This window comes from Donghicola mangrovi (genome assembly GCF_013377535.1).
Classification (GTDB): domain Bacteria; phylum Pseudomonadota; class Alphaproteobacteria; order Rhodobacterales; family Rhodobacteraceae; genus Donghicola; species Donghicola mangrovi.
Genome location: NZ_JABCJE010000008.1, coordinates 99,690 through 114,442, shown reverse-complemented (window position 1 = coordinate 114,442; position 14,753 = coordinate 99,690). Strand labels below are relative to the sequence as shown.

Genomic DNA, 14,753 nt, shown 5'->3' with positions numbered 1-14,753 from the left:
TCATACGAAAGGAATGCACCATGATCCCGCATGTAACTTTGAAAAACGGCGTCTTTATGCCCCAATTCGGCTTGGGCGTTTTTCAGACACCCCCCGCAGAAACCGAAGCCGCCGTGTCCGAGGCCCTGCGCCTTGGGTACCCGCTGATCGACACCGCTGCGGTCTATGGCAACGAGCGAGAGGTCGGTCAGGCGATCAAGGCCGCGGGCCTGCCGCGCGATCAGGTCTTTATCGAAACCAAGATATGGATCAATGACTTCGGCTACGACGAGACCCTGCACAGCTTTGCCAAAAGCGCGGCAAACTGGGGGTGGAGCAGATTGAGGTGCACCCCTATTTCCAGCAGCGCGACGTTCAAGGCATCAACGCCGCCCACGGCATCCTGACCCAAGCGTGGTCGCCCATTGGCGGCATCACCTTCTATCGCGGAACGGGGCGCAGCACGCTGGACGATCCGGTGATCCTGAGCATCGCCAAGGCCCACGGGAAATCCGCCGCGCAAATCATGCTGGGCTGGCACGTCCAAGAGCGGCGTGGGATCATCCCCAAATCCGTGAAACCTGCGCGCATCGCCGAAAACTTGGATATCTTCGACTTTGCCCTGACCGAGGCTGAGATGACCGCGATCAACGGGTTGGAAACCGGCCAGAGCGGCGGCCCCGTGCCCGACGATGTCACACTTGAAACCTTCGGGCGCGATATCCCCGAGGCCTGATTTCCCCCTGTCGGAGCCATGGGTTCCAGCCCCTTCTTTCAGAAAACTGGACAGACCATGACCGATGACACCAAGAACGGCGTCACGCGCCGAAGCCTCTTTGCCGCAGCGACCCTTGCCGGATTAACCATCGCCACAACAAGCAGTGCCCAAACCGCCGCGCCGACCCCGATCCTGACCAGCCGCCGCAAGCTTGGCGGGCTCGAGGTTTCGGCTATTGGCCTTGGCGTGCAGAACATGTCGCGCACCTACCAGACGACCATCCCCACCCGATCCGAGATGCACCGCATCATCCGCACCGCCCACGACCGCGGCGTGACCCTGTTCGACGCCGCCGAAGCCTATGGTCCGCTCGAGGTCGAGCACATTTTGGGCGAGGCGACCCAAGGCATCCGCAACGAGATCGTCATCGCAACCAAGTTCGGCTGGAACATCGACCCCGAAACGGGCGCCTTCCTGCCCGGTCTGAACAGTAAACCCGACCACATCCGCGCCTCGGTCGAGGGGATGCTGCAGCGCCTGCGGACCGACCGGATCGACCTTCTGTACCAGCACCGCGTCGACCCCGAAGTCCCGATTGAAGACGTGGCCGGCGTGATCACCGACCTGATGGCCGAGGGCAAGGTCCTGAACTGGGGTCTTAGCGAAATGGGCCTTGGCACCCTGCGCCGCGCCCACGCCGCCCAACCGCTGGCGGCCGTCCAAAGCGAATATTCGATGCTGTGGCGCGGCCCCGAAGACGGCACGCTCGACATCTGCGCAGAGCTTGGCATCGGCTTTGTCCCGTGGAGCCCGCTCGGCGTCGGCTTCCTGACCGGCACAATTGACCCCGCCACCCGCTTTACCGAAGGGGACATTCGAGGGGTCGAGGGCCGCTTTGCCCACCTGACCGCGAACCTCGCCCTCGTCGCGCTCCTGCGCGAATGGGCCCAGCGCAAGGACGCCACCCCCGGACAGATCGCGCTGGCTTGGCTGCTGGCACAAGCGCCCTTCATCGTCCCGATCCCCGGCACAACCCAGATGCCCCACATGGAAGAGAACATCGGCGCCGCGAATGTCCGCTTCACAAGCGCTGAACTGGCAGAGCTGAACACCGCTGTCCGCGCAATCGAGATCAAAGGCAGCCGCCTGCCAGACTGGGTCGCGTCCCTGTCCGGGGTGGAGGCTGCCAGCCGTTAGGCACGGATCGCAGCGGAATACCGGCCTTCCGAGAGCCGCAATTCGACCAATGTAGACCTCGTTCCAAGGCGCTGATTTCGCGATGATATCGCCAAAGCAATGCACTGGGATTGAGGTGCGGGTCCAAAGCCCCCTGCCACAACGCACAAAGGTCAATCAATGAGAGCACCCACCAAACCCGCCGCGGCCAATGCCCTCTCGGCTGTGCTGGCCAGTCGGGTGTTCTGCGTGTTGGCGGCCATCTCGCTGCTCTTCTGGGCCGATAGCGCCATGGCCCACGCGGTCACGCTGGGGGACAAGGGCTATATCAAAGAGGTGACGGGCGTGAACCTGATCCCGTTCCTCTACCTTGGCGCCAAGCATATGGTGACGGGCTACGACCACATTCTGTTCCTGCTCGGGGTGATCTTTTTCCTATACGGGATGAAGGAGATCGCCATTTACGTGACCCTTTTCGCCATCGGCCATTCTACCACGATGCTGGCGGGGGTTTGGTTCAACTTCGGGATCAACAGCTACATCATCGACGCGATCATCGGGTTTTCTGTGGTCTACAAGGCGCTGGATAATCTGGGGGCCTTTCGCACATGGTTCGGAGTGCAGCCCAACACCAAGATCGCGACGCTGGTGTTCGGCTTCCTGCACGGGTTCGGCCTGTCGTCCAAGATCCGTGATTACAACATCTCGCCCGAGGGGCTGTGGCCGAACCTTCTGGCCTTCAATGTCGGGGTCGAGATTGGGCAACTGATGGCTTTGTCCGCGATCCTGATCGTGATGACCCGTTGGCGCGCCACGCCTTCTTTTGCGCGGCAGGCCTATGCCGTGAACGTTGCCATGATGACCGCCGGTTTTGCCCTGATGGGCTATCAGATCGCCGGTCTGATTGTTGCCTGAACCTGACAGGACAAGACGATGACCAAGACCCAATTCGATGCCTCCGGCCATATTCGCGGCGTAAATGCCTCGGGCGGCAGCCTGATCCGCGCTACCCTTGGCGCGGCTGTTGCGGCGGGGGTGATCCTGACGGTGTTCTGGCTGCCCGCCGAATACGGCATCGACCCGACCGGCCTTGGCCGCACCATGGGCCTGACCAAAATGGGAGAGATCAAGCAGGGTCTTTATGCCGAGGCAGAGGCCGAAAAGACCAAGCCCGTGACCGATCCGCAAATCCTGAATCGGCTCGACGCGATCGAAGCCCAACTGGCCGCGCTGGTTGCGAGTGGCGGCGTTGCTGTGACTGAAAATGTCGCGCCAGCCGAGGCTTCGGAATGGCACGACACCTGGAGCTTCACGCTGGAGCCAGAGGACAGCATCGAGGCCAAGCTGAAAATGACCGAAGGCCAGCAGGCGACCTTTGAGTGGACGGCGAATGGCGGGCTGCTCAACTATGACATGCACGGGGACGGCGGCGGCGAGATCAGCTATGAACAGGGCCGCAACCAGCCCGGCCAATCGGGCGTTCTGACCGCCGCCTTTGACGGGAACCACGGCTGGTACTGGCGCAATCGCACCGACCAAGACGTGACCTTCACCCTGCATGTTCGCGGGGATTATGAGCGGTTGCTGACCCCCTAAGGTTTTCAGGGGGCGCCTTGAAACGCGCCCCCGATCCGCTGCCTGTTACAGGCCAAGTTGCTGCGCAAGTGCATCCACAATCTCAGCATGGATTTCGGCGCGGTCCGTGCCCTCGGGGTCGGTGCAGACGGGATCATCCTGCTCTTCTTTCAGGATCGCCTCACCTTGGGGCGTGCAGACGGGCATGGCCGTGAAGTGGATCGCCGAAGGCATCTGAACCACCGTTGCATCGGGCAGCAGCCCTGCCAGCCCGCTGTCCTCAAAGTTGGTCGCCGACATCCGCGTTTGCGCGTCCCCGAAGCCGATCAGTTGGACATCCCCGACCAGCCCCTCCGCATTTTTCGCGTTCAGACCCCAGACAAATCCCGGATCAATGGCCGCCACCTGCGTGACACGGGGATCAGAGTAATCCGCGTTCCACAGGGCCGGATCGACTGCCTGCATTTGCACTTTGTCCGACAGCAGCATGTCGCACGCCTCCATCGTGGCGCGCTGATCCTCGCAGGTCTGGACAAACCCCGCGTGGTTGCCGATTAACCCACCCAAGGTCAGCGCCGTCCAACCGCCATAGGAAAACCCCGCTGCCATGACGTGGCCAAGGTCCAGTTGGTTGGCAAACTCGGGGGCCGCGCTGACACTGTCCAAAGCGGCAGAGAGGTCCTGCGCGCGGGTCCAGTGCTTGACCCCTTGGGACATGTCGAAATCACCCCAAGTCGAGTTGGGGTGGTTCACCATGATGACGACGGCCCCACGTTTGGCCAATTCCGATCCCAACCAAGCCTGAGCGCGGTCGGTGCCGCCGATCCCGTGGCTGAACAGGACCACGGGATGTTCGCCTGCCGCGATCGCCGCGTCCTGCCGGACTGGAACGCCGACGAAAACGGGACTGTCTGCATAGGTGGTCGTCTCGCCGGTGCCTTCGGCGGGATACCAGATCGCCACGCGGGCGGGCTTGTCGTGATGGGGCAGGGGCAGTTCACTGATCCGCAAACCAGCTCCCTCGGCCGAGGCACAGTTGGCGGCGGTTGCAAGGGCGATGGTGCAAAGGATGGTCTTCATAATGTTGGTCCCGTTGATGGTGTGGATGCCACCAACTGGGCCCTAACCGAGGGCGCTGGCGTCCTTTTTCCGGATTTAGGTCGCCAAAATCGCGATTTAGGCCTATCGAGGGGTCATTACCCCAGAGTTCATTTCCCGATGCCGGCCTTTCCCATTCCCGTTTTCGTCTCGATCGTCCTGAGTTTTGCCGCCCTGCGTCTGTGGCAGGAACGCCAGCAAGTCTCGATGCTGGCACTGCTGCTGATGGTTTGCGCAGCGCAGGCGATGATCATCGCGCTGGCGCAACATTACGGGGTCAAGTGGCTGCTGCCCGTGCAACCGGTGACGGCAGCGATGATCCCCGGTCTGGCGTGGCTGGCCTATCAATCGACCGCCGTGCGCCGCATGTCCCCCAAGGACCTGATCCACGGGGTTGTCCCTCTGGCGGCCCTGCTGGTGCTGGCGGTGGCGCCCGCGCTGGTGGACTTGCTGCTGCCCTGTGCCTTTGTCGGCTATGGGCTGGCGATCCTGATCCACGCCCTGCGCGGGACCGACGCGCAGCCCTTGATGCAACTTGGGCATGGCAACATGCCTACGCGGGTCTGGGTGGTGATCGGCGCGGCGCTGACCGCCTCGGCCATCAGTGATGTGCTGATCGTGGCGGCGCAAATTCAGGGCTGGCAGCATCTGCGGCCATGGATCATCTCGGTGTTTTCGGTGGGTAACCTGCTACTGATCGGGATGCTCAGCCTGTCCCCCTATATCCGGACCGAAGAGCCCCCCGCGCCAGAGCCCGAACCCGCAAAAGAGGACCCGGACCCAGAGCTGTGGCACCGCGTGACCACTCTGATGGCGCAGGAAAAGCCCTATCTGAACGCCGACCTGACGCTCGCCCAACTAGCCCGCAAACTGCGTGTCCCGGCCAAGACCCTGTCCAGCACGATCAATAGAGCCACAGGCGAAAACGTCTCGCGCTATGTGAACGCCGCACGGATTGCCGAGGCCCAGTCCGCCCTGATCGCCGGCAAATCCGTGACCGAGGCGATGCTGAGCGCGGGCTTCAACACCAAATCCAACTTCAACCGCGAGTTTCTGCGGGTGTCTGGCGCCAGCCCCAGCGACTGGTTGAAATCGCAGTCCACCTGACGCCCGACCCCACTTTCGCGCACAGGCGTATCGCGCATCCGGTGCGGCCACGGGGCTGGACAGATGCGAAACCGCGCCTACTCTGCACATCTGGAAACAGGGCCGCATAAGGGGGAGAGCAGGCGTATGGAAAAGTTCGGGAAAAGCCAGTCGGTCACACGCCGCGAAGATCTGCGCTTTCTGACCGGAGAGGGGCGCTATGTGGATGACATCGCCCCCGAAGGCGCCCTGCGCGCTGTGTTTGTGCGCAGCCCCGTGGCCCACGGGCAGATCACCGGTCTGGATGTCAGCGATGCCGCCGCGGCCGATGGGGTGCGCGCCGTCCTGACCGCCGCCGATCTGGAAGCCGCTGGCATGGATATCTCGATGCGCGGAATGGTGGCCAAGAACCGCGATGGCAGCCGTGCCGCCGCGCCCGTTCGCCCGATGCTGGCCAAGGATCGTTTGCGCTTTGTCGGAGAGCCTGTCGCGATCATCGTTGCGGACACGGTGCAGCAGGCCCGCGATGCCGCCGAACGGGTGGTGCTGGACTATGACGAACTGCCTGCGTCATTGGACTATGCGCCTGGCGGTCCACTGATCCACCCCGAGGCCCCCGACAACCGCGCCTTTGATTGGGCCACGGGCGACGAGGCGGCGACCGAAGCCGCCATCCAAAGCGCCGCCAAAGTCGTCACGCTGGAGGTCGAGGATAACCGCATCATCGTGAACTCGATGGAACCGCGCGGCTGCTTTGCCGAATGGGACGGCACCCGCCTGCACTTTGCGTTCAACGGCCAAGGCGTGTGGAACATGAAGCGCGACCTGTCCAAGGCAATGGCGCTGGCCCCAGAACAGATCCGCGTGACCAACCCAGATGTTGGTGGCGGCTTCGGCATGAAGGCCATGGGTTACCCCGAATATTTCGCGGTGGCGCAGGCGGCCCGTGCCTTGGGGCGACCAGTGCACTGGATGGCCGAACGGACGGAATCCATGCTGTCGGACAACGCGGGGCGCGACTTGGTATCGGTGGCCGATCTGGCCTTTGACGCTGGGAACAAGCTGATCGCCTATCGCGTGCGGACTCGGTGCAATCTGGGGGCCTATAACTCGGAAAACGGGCAAATGATTCAGGCCGCCCTCTTTGCCAAGGTTCTGACGGGCACCTATGACGTGCAAACCGTCTGGCTGAACGTCGAAGGCTATTACACCAACACCACGCAGGTGGATGCCTATCGCGGCGCGGGCCGCCCCGAGGCGATCTATCTGCTGGAGCGTTGCATGGACCGCGCCGCCCGTGAGCTGGGGGTTGATCCTTGGGAACTGCGGCGCATCAATTTCATTGCCAAGGATGCCTTCCCCTATGTCTCGGCCACCGGAGAAACCTATGATGTGGGTGATTTCGGGATGGTGCTGGATGCCGCGGGCCAAGAGGCCGATCTGGCCGGTTTCCCCGCCCGCAAAGCGGCCAGCGAAGCCGCAGGCAAACTGCGCGGCATGGGACTGTGCTATTACATCGAAAGCATCCTTGGCGATCCGTCCGAGACGGCCAAGGTGGTGTTCAACGAGGATGGCACCGCCAGCATCTATGTGGGCACTCAATCGAACGGGCAGGGCCACGAGACGGTCTATGCCCAGTTCCTGAGCGACCAGACCGGCATACCCGTGGACCGGATCACAGTGATCCAGGGGGACAGCGATCTGATCGCCACGGGCGGCGGCACAGGCGGATCGCGTTCGGTGACCACGCAGAATACGGCGACCTTGGCCACGGCCACCCGCATGATCGAAGCCTTCAGCGCCTATTGGGCCGAGAAAGAGGGCTTTGACCCCGCCGATGTCCAGTTCGATGACGAGCGGTTCCGCAAGGATGGCTCGAACCTAGCCCCCACCATGCTGGAGCTGGCCGATATGGCCCGCGCCGATGGGCGGACCGACCTGTTGGTCCACGAGGCCCGCACAACGCTGGACGCCCGCAGCTATCCCAACGGCGCGCACGTGGCCGAGGTCGAGATTGACCCCGAAACCGGCGTGACCTCTGTGGATCGCTACACGGTGGTGGATGACTTCGGCAACCTGATCAACCCGCTACTGGCCGAAGGTCAGGTGCATGGCGGCGTCGCCCAAGGGATCGGGCAGGCGCTGTCAGAGCGAGTCGTTTATGACGCCGATGGCCAGCTGCTGACGGCCAGCTTTATGGACTATGCGATGCCTCGGGCTGCGGATTGCCCTTGGATCGGGTTCAGCACCCGCGCGGTCCCCTCGACCGGCAACCCCATGGGCATGAAAGGCTGTGGCGAGGCTGGAACCGTTGGCGCCTTGGCCGCCGTGGCGAACGCTGTGCAGGACGCCCTGTGGTCACGCGGGGTGACTCGGGTCGACATGCCGCTCACGCCGATGCGGGTGTGGGACATGCTGAATCAGAGCGACATCGCCGCAGAATAAGGGCGATTCCATCGGCCAAAGGGGGCGATCGGCCCCCTTTTTGCTGCGCAATTCATGGCGCTGGATAAGAAACCCCAAATCCGCATGTTTTTGCTGAATTAATGGGCGATTTAGTGAATTTCAAATCAATTCCGTGCACTTATGGACGCACAGGTTGCTGCGACACATCCTTTAACCTGTGGCCATTCTGCATCAATACGACCGTTTCTGCGGGCGCAAAGCTGCACCGCAGCATTAATTCTTGTCCCTTCGGTCAGAGTCGGGCATCTTCTAGAGGTAGATGATGTCTCTCCTCCTCCCTGACATCATCTTGGAAATACAGGCGGCACACATCTCCTCCTCCCTTGTGTGTCGCCTTTTTTATTTCCCGCCACGCAGTAGCGTCAGCCCCACCGCCAGAAACCAGACAATCGCCCCAAGGCCAAAGGCCGCGCCCGCCGTGTCGCCCATCATCGGCACCACCGTCGCCAGCCCCGATACGCCCGTCAGCAGCCCCAAAGCCGCAATAGAGCGGGGCAGGCCAGTCCCGCTAACCAGCGCGATCCAGGCACCACCGGCTATTTCGTTCCCGCCGCCAAGACCCAATTCAACCGCGTGCAAAGTCGCCCACAGGTCTGCTGCCCCCGCTGGGTCGGCAGGATACAGAGACGCCGCACGCTCGACAGCGACATTGGCGATCATCCCCGCCCCGATGACCAAGGCGGCCCAGATCAGCCCTATCCCTTGGGCCACGGCAGCAGCATCCCCCGACCGCCAGCGGGCCAACGCCATAACCAGCACGGCCAAAGACAGCCCGTTCACCAGATAGATCACGCTGTTCCACGCAATCAGCACGCCCGGCGCCGCGTGAATGAAGGCGACCACTTTGGCCGCATCAATATCCGCACTGCCGTAGCCCAACGGGGCCAAAACAGTGAGCAGCAGCGCGAACCCCACCACATAGGTCGCGGCGCAGGTCAGGGCGGCGATGCCGCCAATCTTGGTCAGGGTCAAGACGGCTGCTCCCCTGCGGCAAGGGCCGCGAAATGGTCGCTCAGGTGGCGGGTGCCGTGCTGCTCGCCCACCATGTCCTGCCCCATCGCCGTCAGGAAAAACTGCGTGGGCCCGCTGATATGGGAGGGCATGACATACGGCACCACGGTCAGCGCGGCGCGGCGCAGCCAATCGGGCAGGCGCGTGATGCGGGCAGGTTGGCGCAACGCGGCAAAGGCGGTTTGCGCCAGTTCCGTATGGCTCAGCACATCGGGTCCCCCGATATCGATCCAGTCGCGGCCCGCATCAATCGCCTCGGCGCTAGCAAGGGCCAGATCGGCCCCGTGGATCGGGTTGATCCGCAGCTTGCCATCCCCGAACAGCCAGACGCGCCCCGCCTCGGACATCGCGAAAAAGTCCCCCATATCAGAGAAATAGCCAGACGGCGCTATCACCGTCGACCGGATCGCAGCCCCCTGAAGTGCGCGGACAAAGGCAGATTTCGCGGCGACCAGAGGCACTTCTGGCATCCGATCTGCGTTCAGCACATGGACATAGGCGAAATGGGGAACGCCCGCGTGCAGGGCCTCTTGCAGCAGGTTCAGGTTGGCCTGATAGTCCACATCGTGGTAGGTCAGCCCATCCCGCTGGCGCGTGATGCCAAGGGCCGAAATCACCAGATCAGCCCCCGCCATCACGCCTGTCAGGGTCTCGGGGCGGGTGGCCTCGGCCTGAATATGCAGATCGGCAAGGGGCAGGTCAGGGCGGGATTTGCTCCGCACCAAGGCATGGACCCGCCAGCCACGTTCGCGATAGGCGCGGCACAGATGGCGCCCCAGATAGCCGGTTGCACCGGCGACAAAGACCGTTTTCATATCAACCTCATTCTTGTGGTCACCCTAGCGGGGCCGCCGCTCGAAAACGCGGCGACCCAAGGGCGCAGTCGGCAATTAACCAACCACGCGGTGACCACGCCCCCGCAGACACTCGATCACGATGCTTTCGCGCCGCTCGCTGGCATTCACCGCGCTGGCGATCCCTCCGGCGAGGGCGCCAGCGATGGCGCCATCGGCCGCGGTGCTGTCGTCATCGGCCTCTCCCAGGAGGGCACCGGCCCCCGCGCCCAAAGCGGTCGCGCCAATCGTCTCTTGATCGAATTGGGTCTGGTTGCGGGCCAGCGCCTGACAGGCGGACAGATCGCTCTGAAACGCGGGCGAGGGCGCGCCATCAAGGATCGGGGTATAGTTCGCCCCGCTGTCGCCACAAGCGGCCAGAAGAACGGGAAGAAGAGCAGTAAGGTAAAGCGATTTCATGATGTTTTCCTGTGTTTAGACAATAGGTTAGGGATCGCGCAGGCGCGGTCTTCTGGAGGGTTGAGGTAAAGTCAGTGGGTTAGGGGTGGTCCGGCCCGTCACGGATCAGGGCGTCATCGGCCCGCACTTCCCGAAACCGGTCGCGATAGTCCGAGGCCGACACCCCCAAGTGTCGCTGAAAGGCACGGCGCATCCGTTCGGCGCTTTGGAAACCGGTGGCATAGGCGATTTCCTCGATGCCTTTGGGCGTTGTTTCCAGTGCGACGCGGGCCGCCTGAATGCGCGCCCGCTCGACATAGGCGGCGGGGGTCAGACCGGTTTCATCCTTGAATCGGCGGGCAAAGGTGCGCTCGGACAGGCCGGCCTTGGCCGCCAGCGCGGTGACTGTCAGCGGATCGGAAGGCGCGCCCATGATATATTCGAGCGAGGCGTTGATCGCCGGATCCTCGGCCCGCTGCGCCACGAGGTATGCGCTGAACTGGGACTGCCCGCCGGGGCGGATCATGTACATCACGTTAAACCGCGCGACCTCGAGGGCGATGGCGTGGCCCCAGTCCATCTCGACCAGGGCCAGCGCCAGATCCATGCCCGCCGTCACACCGGCCGAGGACCAGATATTCCCGTCGCGCACATAGATCGCGTCGCGGTCCACCTGCACCGCGGGATGGCGCTGCTCCAGAATGGGGCACCACCACCAATGGGTCGTGGCCCGCCGCCCATCCAGCAGCCCGACCTTGGCCAAGATCATCGCGCCGGTGCAAATGGAGACCACGCGCCGCGCCCGCTGCGCAGCATGGCGGACATAGTCCAGCAGTTCGGCATTCCCGAGCGCGGCGCTGGTCCCGTGTCCACCGCTGATGATCAAGGTGTCGATCTCGGACGTATCCGTGGCTGCCTCGACGATCGAGCGGTGCGCATGAAGGCTGAGCCCCGACGCCATCCGCACCGGCCCCGCCTGCGGCGCTACCACCGTCACGCGATAGGGCTCCGGCCCGTCGGGCAAGAAGTAGCGCGTACCGTTCAGCACTTCGAGCGGGCCAACCACATCGAGGATATGCGCCTCGGGGTAGGTGACCATGACCACGCTGCGGTCGCGTATGCCTGTCTGATATGTGGGGTTCCGTGTCATGGTCCGACACTAGCCCGAAACCCGCGAGGACGGTTAGGACAAAGACCCCACCATTTCTGCCAGCTCAGGGACGGAACGCCCCAACCCATGCGTATAACCAGCGACGGACCCTAAACCGGAGGTATACCATGTCGAAGCGGACCCTATTGGTCACGGCGCTGCTGCTCGCGGGCGCGGCAGGTGCGGCGTGGGTGTATTACGACAAGGGCACCGAAGCGACTGCCGCCCTGCCTGCAACCGTTTCGGCGGGTCGCGGGGATGTGGAAAGCACCGTTCTGGCAACCGGATTGATCGAGGCAGAGAGCCTTGTTTCCGTGGGGGCGCGGACTTCGGGGCAGATCGAGGAGTTGCTGGTCAAGGTCGGGGATGAGGTGACCTCTGGCGCGCTGATCGCGCAGATTGACTCGCTCGAACAGCAGAACGCCCTGAAACAGGCCGAGGCCGACTTGGCGCAGATCGAGGCAGAGATCGCCTCGAACGCGGCCGAGATCAAGCTGGCCGAGTTGAACCTTGCGCGGATCAGCAAGCTGTCGGGCAGCAAGCTGAGCACAGCCGATGATCTGGACAGCGCCGAGGCGGCTCTGGCGGTGGCGCGGGCGGCTGCGGACAGTCTGGCCGCCCAGAAATCCCGCGCCGAGGTCGAGGTTGCCGCCGCCCAACTGGATCTGGACCGCACCCGCATCACCGCGCCTATGGATGGCACCGTGGTGGCCGTGGTTAGCGACGAGGGGACGACCCTGAACGCCTCGACCGAGTCTCCGACGATTGTGAAACTGGCCGCTCTGGACCGGATGGAGATCAAGGCCGAGATTTCCGAGGCAGACGTGGTGAATGTCCACGCGGGCCAAGCGGTGCGCTTTTCGCTGCTGGGGGCGACGGACGTGGAATATGACGCGGTGCTGGACGCGGTCGAACCCGCGCCTTCGTCCATCGCGGACAGCGACGAGGTGTCTACCGACGAGGCCATCTATTACAACGCCCGCTTTATTGTTGATAATCCCGACCGGATTTTACGGATCGGCATGTCGGCCAACGTGACCGTGGTGCTGGACAGCGTAAAAGACGCGGTAACGCTGCCCTTGTCCGCGCTGCCGGAACGGGCCGAAGCGGACGGGCGCTATGCCCTGCCGGTGATGGACGCCAGCGGCAAACCAGCCCGGCGCATGGTCGAGGTCGGCGTCAGGGGCGCGACCGATGTGCAGATCCTCTCGGGGTTAGAGGACGGCGATCAGGTGGTGGCTGCGGCGGGCCTGCCGGTGGATGTGCCGTCGGCCCAGATGGGCGCGGGCGGGCCGCCTCCGGGCATGGGGTTCTGAGGGCACGGCTATGGCGCTGATTGAAATCACAGGGCTTGGGCGCAGTTTCACCGCAGGGGACCAAGAGGTCACCGTGCTGGACGGTGTCGATCTGTCGATCGAGGCTGGCGAGATGGTCGCGATCATCGGGCAATCTGGCTCGGGCAAGTCGACGCTGATGAACATCCTTGGATGTCTGGACCGGCCAAGCCGTGGCAGCTACCGCTTTGACGGGCAGGACGTGGCCGCCATGAGCGATCTGGAGCTGGCCGAACTGCGGCGCGACCACTTTGGATTTATCTTCCAGCGCTATCAGCTGATGCCAGATCTGGATGCGGTCGGGAACGTGGAAATCCCTGCGATCTATCGCGGCGATCCCCGCCGTGCCCGCCGTCAGAGAGCGCGCAAGCTGTTGACGCGGCTGGGGCTGGGGGACCGTCTGGGGAACCGGCCCGGGGCCCTGTCTGGCGGCCAGCAGCAGCGCGTTTCGGTGGCGCGGGCGCTGATCAATGGCGGCGAGGTCATTCTGGCGGACGAACCCACGGGCGCTCTGGACACCCAGTCCAGCGCCGAGTTAATGGCCTTGCTGCGCGAACTCCACGCCGAAGGGCACACGGTGATTATCGTGACCCACGACCCGACAATTGCTGCCAGCGCCGACCGTGTGGTCGAAATCTCGGACGGTGCGATCACCAAAGACACCCGAAAAGGGCCCGCCCCCGAACCCCGCCGTATTTCCAAAACCCCGCCGACAGGCACGGGGATAGGGGCGTCCCTTGACCGGTTCCGAGAGGCCACGCGCATGGCACTGTGGTCGATGGCCGCCCATAAGCTGCGATCCTTTTTGACGATGCTGGGGATTATCATCGGGATCACCTCGGTGGTGTCGATGGTCGCGCTGGGGAATGGCAGCCAGCAGAAGGTATTGGAAAACATCACCAATATCGGAACGTCCACCATCGACATCCGGCCCGGCACAGGCTTTGGCGACCGGCGGTCCAACCGCGTTCAGACGCTGGTGGGCAGCGATGCCGACGCGCTAGAGGGGCAGCCCTTTGCCGCGTCCGTCTCGCCCGAGGTCTCGACGACCGCGAACGTCATTCACGGGGCGACCACGGCCTCGGCCCAGCTAAAGGGGGTGTCGTCCGGTTACTTCCAATTGGGGGCCTATTCGCTGGTCGAAGGGGCGACCTTTACCCAAGCCGATGTTGAAACCCGCGCCCAAGTCGCCGTGCTGGACGAGGATGCCGCAGACACCTTTTTCGCCAATGAAAACCCCATCGGTCAGCGGGTTCTGATCGGTCGCATCCCCTTGAAAGTGATCGGGGTGGTGAAATCCTCGGGCACCAGTTTCGGGCCGCAATCCATCCGCATCTTCACCCCGTGGAGCACCGCTATGGTCCGCATCACTGGGGGCGAGACGGTGGATTCCATCTCGGTCCAGGTGCCAGACGATTACGACATGACGCAGGCCGAGCAGGAAATCACACGCATTCTGACCCGCCGCCACGGGACGGTGGACTTTTTCCTGACCAACACCGACACGATCCGCGAAACGATCCAGTCGACCTCGAAAACGCTGACCTATCTGATTTCGGCGATTGCGGTGATCAGTCTGGTCGTCGGCGGGATCGGGGTGATGAACATCATGCTTGTCTCGGTGACCGAGCGCACCCGCGAAATCGGCATCCGCAAAGCCGTGGGTGCCCGCCGGTCCGACATCACCGAGCAATTCCTGATCGAGGCCGTGCTGGTCTGTCTGGTCGGCGGGGCGCTGGGGGTGGCGCTGGCCTTCGGGTTCGGCGCGTTGATGGGCGTGATCTCGCCCGATACGCGGCTGGTTTATTCCGTGGGCACCATCGGGGCGGCCTTCGCATCCGCGATGATGATCGGGGTGGTGTTCGGCTATCTGCCCGCGCGGTCCGCCGCCCGGCTGGACCCAGTGGTGGCCTTGACGCGCGAGTAGG

General features: G+C 63.5%; 14 protein-coding genes. 9 read left to right on the top strand and 5 right to left on the bottom strand.

Annotation, left to right across the window (positions count from 1 at the left end; translation table 11 throughout):
• The first annotated feature begins 20 nt into the window (after window positions 1-20).
• The 5 genes from HJ536_RS20930 to HJ536_RS15320 all read left to right on the top strand — a co-directional run bounded on the left by HJ536_RS20930 (window position 21) and on the right by HJ536_RS15320 (window position 3,469).
• Complete coding sequence (locus HJ536_RS20930) at window positions 21-386, top strand: aldo/keto reductase (RefSeq protein ID WP_228028742.1); 366 nt, start codon at window positions 21-23, stop codon at window positions 384-386.
• The gene (locus HJ536_RS20925) at window positions 311-715 is read left to right on the top strand and encodes an aldo/keto reductase (protein WP_338082443.1); all 405 of its coding nucleotides are present in this window, start codon (window positions 311-313) and stop codon (window positions 713-715) included. The genes HJ536_RS20930 and HJ536_RS20925 overlap by 76 nt, the downstream gene beginning before the upstream one ends.
• Before the next feature lie 57 nt (window positions 716-772).
• Window positions 773-1,894, top strand: a complete 1,122-nt coding sequence (locus HJ536_RS15330) for an aldo/keto reductase (protein ID WP_177158377.1) — start codon at window positions 773-775, stop codon at window positions 1,892-1,894.
• 159 nt (window positions 1,895-2,053) lie between these two features.
• Window positions 2,054-2,788, top strand: a complete 735-nt coding sequence (locus HJ536_RS15325) for a HupE/UreJ family protein (protein ID WP_177158376.1) — start codon at window positions 2,054-2,056, stop codon at window positions 2,786-2,788.
• Window positions 2,789-2,806: 18 nt separating this feature from the next.
• Window positions 2,807-3,469 (top strand): transmembrane anchor protein, encoded by a 663-nt coding sequence (locus HJ536_RS15320; protein ID WP_228028741.1) that lies wholly within the window; start codon window positions 2,807-2,809, stop codon window positions 3,467-3,469.
• 45 nt (window positions 3,470-3,514) lie between these two features.
• Here HJ536_RS15320 and HJ536_RS15315 read toward each other — a convergent pair whose 3' ends face one another.
• A complete protein-coding gene (locus HJ536_RS15315; protein ID WP_177158375.1) occupies window positions 3,515-4,528 on the bottom strand; it encodes an alpha/beta hydrolase family protein in 1,014 nt (337 codons plus the stop codon).
• Window positions 4,529-4,666: 138 nt separating this feature from the next.
• Between HJ536_RS15315 and HJ536_RS15310 the strand changes: the two genes are divergently transcribed.
• Together HJ536_RS15310 and HJ536_RS15305 are read left to right on the top strand one after the other, a co-directional pair.
• Window positions 4,667-5,653 carry a helix-turn-helix domain-containing protein gene (locus tag HJ536_RS15310; protein WP_177158374.1) on the top strand — a complete coding sequence of 329 codons (987 nt, stop codon included), beginning with the start codon at window positions 4,667-4,669 and terminating at the stop codon, window positions 5,651-5,653.
• Window positions 5,654-5,779: 126 nt separating this feature from the next.
• The gene (locus HJ536_RS15305; protein ID WP_177158373.1) at window positions 5,780-8,077 is read left to right on the top strand and encodes a xanthine dehydrogenase family protein molybdopterin-binding subunit; all 2,298 of its coding nucleotides are present in this window, start codon (window positions 5,780-5,782) and stop codon (window positions 8,075-8,077) included.
• A 360-nt stretch (window positions 8,078-8,437) separates the two neighbouring features.
• On the opposite strand, the gene HJ536_RS15300 is transcribed toward HJ536_RS15305, so the two are convergent.
• From HJ536_RS15300 to HJ536_RS15285, 4 genes are all read right to left on the bottom strand, one after another.
• Entirely contained in the window at window positions 8,438-9,070 is a 633-nt protein-coding gene (locus HJ536_RS15300) for a hypothetical protein (protein ID WP_177158372.1), read from the bottom strand.
• Window positions 9,067-9,924 (bottom strand): SDR family oxidoreductase, encoded by an 858-nt coding sequence (locus tag HJ536_RS15295; RefSeq protein ID WP_177158371.1) that lies wholly within the window; start codon window positions 9,922-9,924, stop codon window positions 9,067-9,069. Before HJ536_RS15295 ends, HJ536_RS15300 begins: the two co-directional genes overlap by 4 nt.
• 75 nt (window positions 9,925-9,999) lie before the next feature.
• Window positions 10,000-10,362, bottom strand: coding sequence for a glycine zipper family protein (locus HJ536_RS15290; protein ID WP_177158370.1), 363 nt, complete (start codon window positions 10,360-10,362; stop codon window positions 10,000-10,002).
• Between the two features lie 79 nt (window positions 10,363-10,441).
• Window positions 10,442-11,491 (bottom strand): GlxA family transcriptional regulator, encoded by a 1,050-nt coding sequence (locus HJ536_RS15285; protein WP_228028740.1) that lies wholly within the window; start codon window positions 11,489-11,491, stop codon window positions 10,442-10,444.
• A gap of 128 nt (window positions 11,492-11,619) precedes the next feature.
• Between HJ536_RS15285 and HJ536_RS15280 the strand changes: the two genes are divergently transcribed.
• Window positions 11,620-12,807, top strand: coding sequence for an efflux RND transporter periplasmic adaptor subunit (locus HJ536_RS15280; RefSeq protein ID WP_177158369.1), 1,188 nt, complete (start codon window positions 11,620-11,622; stop codon window positions 12,805-12,807).
• Window positions 12,808-12,817: 10 nt separating this feature from the next.
• Window positions 12,818-14,752: a MacB family efflux pump subunit gene (locus HJ536_RS15275; protein ID WP_177158368.1), complete on the top strand. Its 1,935-nt coding sequence runs from the start codon at window positions 12,818-12,820 to the stop codon at window positions 14,750-14,752.
• Window position 14,753 lies beyond the last annotated feature (1 nt).

What these genes read in the sequence shown, in the direction of transcription:
- HJ536_RS20930 (WP_228028742.1), top strand. Translation starts at nt 21, where the DNA reads ATGATCCCGCATGTAACTTTGAAAAACGGCGTCTTTATGCCCCAATTC.
- HJ536_RS15330 (WP_177158377.1), top strand. Translation starts at nt 773, where the DNA reads ATGACCGATGACACCAAGAACGGCGTCACGCGCCGAAGCCTCTTTGCC.
- HJ536_RS15325 (WP_177158376.1), top strand. Translation starts at nt 2,054, where the DNA reads ATGAGAGCACCCACCAAACCCGCCGCGGCCAATGCCCTCTCGGCTGTG.
- HJ536_RS15320 (WP_228028741.1), top strand. Translation starts at nt 2,807, where the DNA reads ATGACCAAGACCCAATTCGATGCCTCCGGCCATATTCGCGGCGTAAAT.
- HJ536_RS15315 (WP_177158375.1), bottom strand. Translation starts at nt 4,528, where the DNA reads ATGAAGACCATCCTTTGCACCATCGCCCTTGCAACCGCCGCCAACTGT.
- HJ536_RS15310 (WP_177158374.1), top strand. Translation starts at nt 4,667, where the DNA reads ATGCCGGCCTTTCCCATTCCCGTTTTCGTCTCGATCGTCCTGAGTTTT.
- HJ536_RS15305 (WP_177158373.1), top strand. Translation starts at nt 5,780, where the DNA reads ATGGAAAAGTTCGGGAAAAGCCAGTCGGTCACACGCCGCGAAGATCTG.
- HJ536_RS15295 (WP_177158371.1), bottom strand. Translation starts at nt 9,924, where the DNA reads ATGAAAACGGTCTTTGTCGCCGGTGCAACCGGCTATCTGGGGCGCCAT.
- HJ536_RS15290 (WP_177158370.1), bottom strand. Translation starts at nt 10,362, where the DNA reads ATGAAATCGCTTTACCTTACTGCTCTTCTTCCCGTTCTTCTGGCCGCT.
- HJ536_RS15285 (WP_228028740.1), bottom strand. Translation starts at nt 11,491, where the DNA reads ATGACACGGAACCCCACATATCAGACAGGCATACGCGACCGCAGCGTG.
- HJ536_RS15280 (WP_177158369.1), top strand. Translation starts at nt 11,620, where the DNA reads ATGTCGAAGCGGACCCTATTGGTCACGGCGCTGCTGCTCGCGGGCGCG.
- HJ536_RS15275 (WP_177158368.1), top strand. Translation starts at nt 12,818, where the DNA reads ATGGCGCTGATTGAAATCACAGGGCTTGGGCGCAGTTTCACCGCAGGG.